Origin of the sequence: Azospirillum lipoferum (assembly GCF_024170005.1) — a bacterium.
GTDB lineage: Bacteria > Pseudomonadota > Alphaproteobacteria > Azospirillales > Azospirillaceae > Azospirillum > Azospirillum lipoferum.
Genome location: NZ_JALJXJ010000021.1, coordinates 106,102 through 112,101, shown reverse-complemented (window position 1 = coordinate 112,101; position 6,000 = coordinate 106,102). Strand labels below are relative to the sequence as shown.

Here is a 6,000-nt window from a genome sequence, read left to right as displayed (position 1 = left end):
GGCATCGAGCACCCGCTCCAGGAGGCGTTCCTCGGCCCCCCCCCGGCCAGCAGCCGTCCGCGAAACTCGGTCAGGACGCTGTGATCGAAGCCGGCGTCGGTCAGATCCAGGCCGAGCAGGTACTTCCAGTCGATGCGCGCCCGCACCGCCTCGGCCGCCTGGCGGTCGCTCAGCCCCTCACGGAACTGCAGGAGCGTCACCAGCGCCAGTCGCCAGGGGGGATAGGTCGGCCGGCCGCGTTTAGGATAGAGGTCATTGAAGTCCTTGTCCACAAAGGCTGAACCAAGATCATCCCGAAGCGTCAGATAAGGATTTCCCCTCGGAAAGGCGGCGTGGGCGACACGGACGGTTTCTTCCGGGACCGATGGGACAGATGGCTGGGCGTGGAGCGACATGGCGTAATCTCCGATCGCTTCACCTCCGTCAACTGTTGCTCCCTGACACAGTCTCACAGCCTGCGCCGCCCAGTCCGTTACGCGTCGGTATGCGGCTAAACTTCAAGAAGATCCCGGGCGAATTCACTTCAAATGATTCGCCAACAGTATCCGGTGCCAATGCGGACACTCCGGTCCGACCGGATCGGAGTGTCGCGAAAAGGAGCGGCGACCGCCACGAAGGAGGTCGTCGCCCTCGCTCCGGCGGCCTTTTCTCCTTGTCCGGAAACCCGTCCGACAATCAATTTGTCCGGAAAGCCATCCTCAACGTGGGTTTCCGGACACTTTGGCGGCTGGCCGTCAAACGGCGGTTTGATGGACACTTTCAGCGCTTCCCATGCCGACAGCTTTAACCATCTCTTACATCCAAAATGACGTTGAAGTGATGATAATCACATCCGCGTACGCGATTATATGAAAACGTCACCTGCCTTGGGGCAAGATGTGCAGGCTAATCTATTATTGGGGGTAGGGATGGGGATCGTTACAGGAACGTCAGGCCACAATACACTGGTCGGTGGCTCGGGTGACGATGTGCTATACGGCTTGGACGGAGATGATCGACTCGATGGAGCGGCTGGAGCCGATAGTTTGTTTGGTGGTGCCGGTGACGACACGCTGATTGGGAGTTCGGCGTCTGCCGGCGCGATCGGTACCATTGCCGCGCCGATCTTAGCACATGCCAATTACAGCATTGGCGATGGTTGGGGAACGCAAGACAATACGCCACGCGCCGTTGGCGATATCAATGGTGATGGACGTGCCGACCTGATTGGATTTGGTGGCGGGTGGACCTTCGTTGCTTATGGCCAAGCGGACGGGACCTTCACGCCGTCCTATCCCAGCTATGCTTATCCGTACTTTGCGTCAGCTGCCCAGGGGTTCACAACGCAAGATCAATCTCCTCGCTTTCTCGCCGACGTGAACGGCGACGGACGCGACGACATCATCGGTATCGCGTCCAACGCCGTTTGGACCGGTCTTGGTCAAGCAGACGGCACCATCGCCTATCCGCTTTACGCCAACAACGGGTTCACCAGAAATTCAGGCTGGGCACCCAACAACCAGGCACCTCGCGCGGTCGGAGATCTCAACGGCGACGGGTACGCCGACCTGATTGGATTTGGCGGAGGCTCCACTGTGGTTGCCTTCGGGCAGGCGAACGGAACCTTTGCCCAAGCAAGCTATGCCTATCCATATTTTGCATCGGCAGCTCAAGGTTTTACCACGCAGGAGAATTCGCCGCGGTTCGTTGCCGACGTCAACGGCGATGGCCGTGACGACATCGTTGCTATCGCCAGCAACGCGGTTTGGGTCGGTCTGGGACAAGCGAACGGCACCATTGCCTATCCGATCCTGGCCCACACCAATTTCACTCGCGATTCCGGTTGGGGACCGCAGGACAACACGCCGCGCGCAGTCGGCGACATCAACGGCGACGGCCGCGCCGATTTGATTGGCTTCGGCTCGACGACAGTGGTGGCTTTCGGCCAAGCTGATGGCACCTTCGTTGCCGGAAGTGCAGGATATCCTTACGCCAGTTACAACTATGGATACTTTGGGCTTTCTGCCGGATGGACGTCGCAGAATCAAACTCCCCGTTTCGTGGCCGACGTGAACGGCGATGGGCGCGACGACATCATCGGAATTGGCCAAAACGAGGTCTATGTGGGCCTTGCGCAAGCCGGCGGCGATACCTTGGTGGGCGGTTCTGGCAACGACGTCTATGAGATTGTAAATACTCTCGATTCGGTGATTGAGGCATTGAGCGAGGGCATTGACGAGGTGCGAACGACGCTCACCGTTTACGCGCTGCCCGACAATGTGGAAAATCTGACCTATACCGGCACGGCGGCGTTTTCTGGCGCGGGCAACGCCTTGTCCAACCGCATTCAGGGTGGAAATGGTGCAGACACACTTGACGGCGCTTCCGGTATCGACACGCTGGCGGGCAGCCTTGGAAACGACATCTACCTTGTGGACGATACGGCTGACCAAGTCGTTGAGAACATGGGGGAGGGTGTCGATGAGGTTCGCGCCTCCTGTGCTCAATACACATTGAGCGCTGACCTCGAAACGCTCACCTTTACCGGGACGGGAGCGTTCCATGGCACCGGCAACGCTTCGGCAAATACGGTGCGTGGCAGTATCGGCAACGACACTCTGGATGGCGGCTCCGGTGCCGACACGCTGATCGGTGGTCTCGGCAATGATGTTTATGTCGTGGACGACATCGGCGATGTCGTGACTGAACTGGCCGGTGAAGGCACCGACGAGGTGTGCACGTCGCTGAACGCCTACAGCCTAGTTGCCAACGTCGAGAATTTGACCTTCATCGGCAGCGGGGCGTTCGCCGGGACCGGCAACAGTGTTGCCAACATCCTCCAGGGCGGAGCGGGCAACGACACGCTGGATGGTGGCGCCGGGATCGACACCCTGCGCGGCGGCACCGGCAACGACACCTACCTCGTGAGCGACGCAGGAGACGTCATCGTCGAGGCCGCCGGCGAGGGCACCGACGAGGTGCGCACCACCCTCGCCAGCTACACCCTGGCGGCCAATGTCGAGAACCTCGTCTACACCGGTACGGCGGCCTTCAGCGGCAACGGCAACACCGGCAACAACCTCATCACCGGCGGAGTGGGCAACGACAGCCTGTCCGGCGACGCCGGCAACGATACGCTGGACGGCGGAACCGGTGCAGACACCCTGGTCGGCGGCACCGGCAACGACACCTACATCGTCGACAACACGGGCGACATCGTCACCGAACTGGCCGGCCAGGGCACCGACACGGTGCGCACCAGCCTCGCCAGCTACGCGCTCGGCGCCAATGTCGAGAACCTCATCTATACCGGCTCCGGCCCCGTCACCTTCACCGGCAACGCCCTGAACAACAGCCTGACCGGCGGCGCGGGAGTCGATCTGCTGACCGGGCTGGATGGCAACGACACCCTGAACGGCGGGGCCGGCGCCGATACCCTGATCGGCGGCACCGGCAACGACACCTATGTTGTCGACAACAGCGGCGACGTCCTGGTGGAACTGCCCGGCGAGGGCACCGACACCGTGCAGAGTTCGATCAGCCATACCCTGCTGGCCGATTTCGAAAACCTCACCCTGACCGGTTCGGCCGCGCTCACCGGCACCGGCAATGCACTGAACAACCTGCTGACCGGCAATGGGGCGGCCAACCTGCTGACCGGGCTGGAGGGCGACGACACGCTGAACGGCGGTGGCGGGGCTGACACGCTCATCGGCGGCATCGGCAACGACCTCTACGTCGTCGACAATGCCGGTGACGTGGTGACGGAGTTGGTCGGCGAAGGGATCGACACGGTGAACGCCTCGATCAACTGGACGCTGGGCGCCAACATCGAGAACCTGACGCTGACTGGCTCGGCGGCGATCACCGCCACCGGCAACGAGCTGAACAACGTGTTGACCGGCAACAGCGGCGCCAACGTCCTGGATGGCGGGCTGGGCGCCGACAGCATGGCCGGCGGGGCGGGCAACGACGTCTACCTCGTCGACGATGCCGGCGACATGGTGACGGAACTGGCCGGCCAAGGCATCGATGAGGTGCGCACCAGCCTGTCGAGCTATCTTCTCGGTGCCAATGTCGAGGCCCTGACCTACACCGGCACCGGCGACTTCACCGGCAGCGGCAACGCGCTCGACAACCTGCTGACCGGCGGGCTTGGCAACGACACGCTCAGTGGCGGCGATGGGGTCGACACCCTGGATGGCGGAGCGGGCAGCAACCTGCTGATCGGCGGGGCCGGCAACGACGTCTATCTCGTCGGCGGCTTTGGCGATCAGGTGGTCGAGCTGGCCGGCGAGGGCATCGACGAGGTGCGGACCGCGCTGACCGGCTACACCCTGACCGATGGGGTGGAAACCCTGACCTACACCGGCGTGGCGGCGTTTGCCGGCACCGGCAATGGGCTGGACAACCTGATTGCTGGCGGCGCGGGCGCCGACACGCTAGACGGCGGGCTCGGTGCCGATACCCTGATCGGCGGGCTCGGCGATGATGTCTATGTGGTGGACAGCATCGGCGACACGGTGATTGAAGGGGCCGACGCCGGCATCGACGAGGTGCGCACCACCCTGTCGGCCTTCACGCTGGGCGACAATGTGGAGCGGCTGGTGTTCCAGGGTGGCGGCGATGCCAGCGGCATCGGCAACGGGCTGGACAACTGGCTGGCGGGAAACGCGGGGAACGACACGCTCGACGGCGCCGCCGGCAATGACACCCTGCTGGGTGGCCTGGGCGACGACGTGCTGACTGGCGGAAGTGGCGCCGATCTGTTCGCGTTCGCCTCGGGGGACGGACAGGACACGATCACCGACTTCGACGCGGCGCAGGGCGACCGGATCGGTCTGGCGGCCGGCCAGAGCTACAGCGTCGACACCAACGCCAATGGCGACGCAGTGATCGTCTACGGCACCAGCGACATCCTCACCCTGGTCGGCATTCAGCCCGCCGCGGTGTCGAGCGCCTGGTTCGTCACCATCTGAGCCAACAAGCGGGGGAGGCTCCTGCTTCCCCCGTTCACTCAGGCCCCAACTGCTGCCGGTTGTCCGTCAAAGGGTGATAGAGCGAAAATTCTGATCTGAAAAGATCAGAATGTTGTGGAGGTGAGAGACAAGTGTCCAAAGCGGAAAACTCGCCATCAATCAGAAATGTGGGAGCCTGTAGCTGAAATGCTCCACTTGGTCATGCCGGTTTCCGATGGTTTGGCGTCACTGAACTTACGATTGGTCATTACGTCGGAGCTGGTGACAAGGTCATTGCCTGCTCTGGACTCATTCTGAAATGAAATGGCAAAGCTCCGACGCGCTAATCAATGATTTTGTTCCTTTACAGCCGTCAACGCTCGGGACAGAGCTCGCGCTATGAGTGTATAAAAACACTCGCAAAATATACAGTCTGCTATTGTTGTTTCCGAGATTTTACTGAACTAATTTATGGTTCCAAAACAGTCTCCAGAGACCATTTTATGGTTCCAGCGTTGCGTTTTATGGTTCCAGATCTCGCCAATTTCCTAATGGAATCAAAGGGTCGCAATTGCATTTTATGGTTCCTTCCAGATCTTTTTCTGGATGGAACCATAAAGTGTTACGAGAGCACCCATATAATGCACTCGCGGGAACCATAAAATGGTCCGCCACAACCGTGTTTGAAAATGGCTGCCGGAGCCGACAGAGCGACGTGGAATAAAAGCCTCTAACATAGTCATCTTGTACAAACCCTGCTGCCATCCTTGTCTGGCGTTTGGCCTCTGGTTGCCCGAACCTTGGCTCACCTATGCTCTAACGATCGCGTGGGTAAAGCGTATTGTATTTGAAAAAAGGAAGTTGCTATTGACGTAATCTTCGTCATATTGTAGTGAAAACATAAAATGGATGTTGGAAATTTCTGATTTTTCACTTAGAAATCCTAAGATATATTATACAGAAAATACTATTAACTAAATAACGTAGAGGTTTATCATTAGTTTATCACCAATAAGCATTTTGCATCAGGCGGAATTCAAATATCATCATTGGCATTATTCAA

Annotated in this window: 2 protein-coding genes; one reads left to right on the top strand and one right to left on the bottom strand. The window is 59.7% G+C overall.

Annotation, left to right across the window (positions count from 1 at the left end; all coding sequences use genetic code 11):
• Positions 1-395: transposase (locus J2848_RS32515; protein WP_436232167.1), on the bottom strand; the 395-nt coding region annotated here is incomplete at its 3' end.
• Between the two features lie 453 nt (positions 396-848).
• On the opposite strand from J2848_RS32515, the gene J2848_RS32510 reads away from it, so the two are divergent.
• On the top strand, positions 849-4,958 hold the full coding sequence (locus tag J2848_RS32510) for a beta strand repeat-containing protein (RefSeq protein ID WP_149235704.1): 4,110 nt from the start codon (positions 849-851) through the stop codon (positions 4,956-4,958).
• Positions 4,959-6,000: the final 1,042 nt, after the last annotated feature.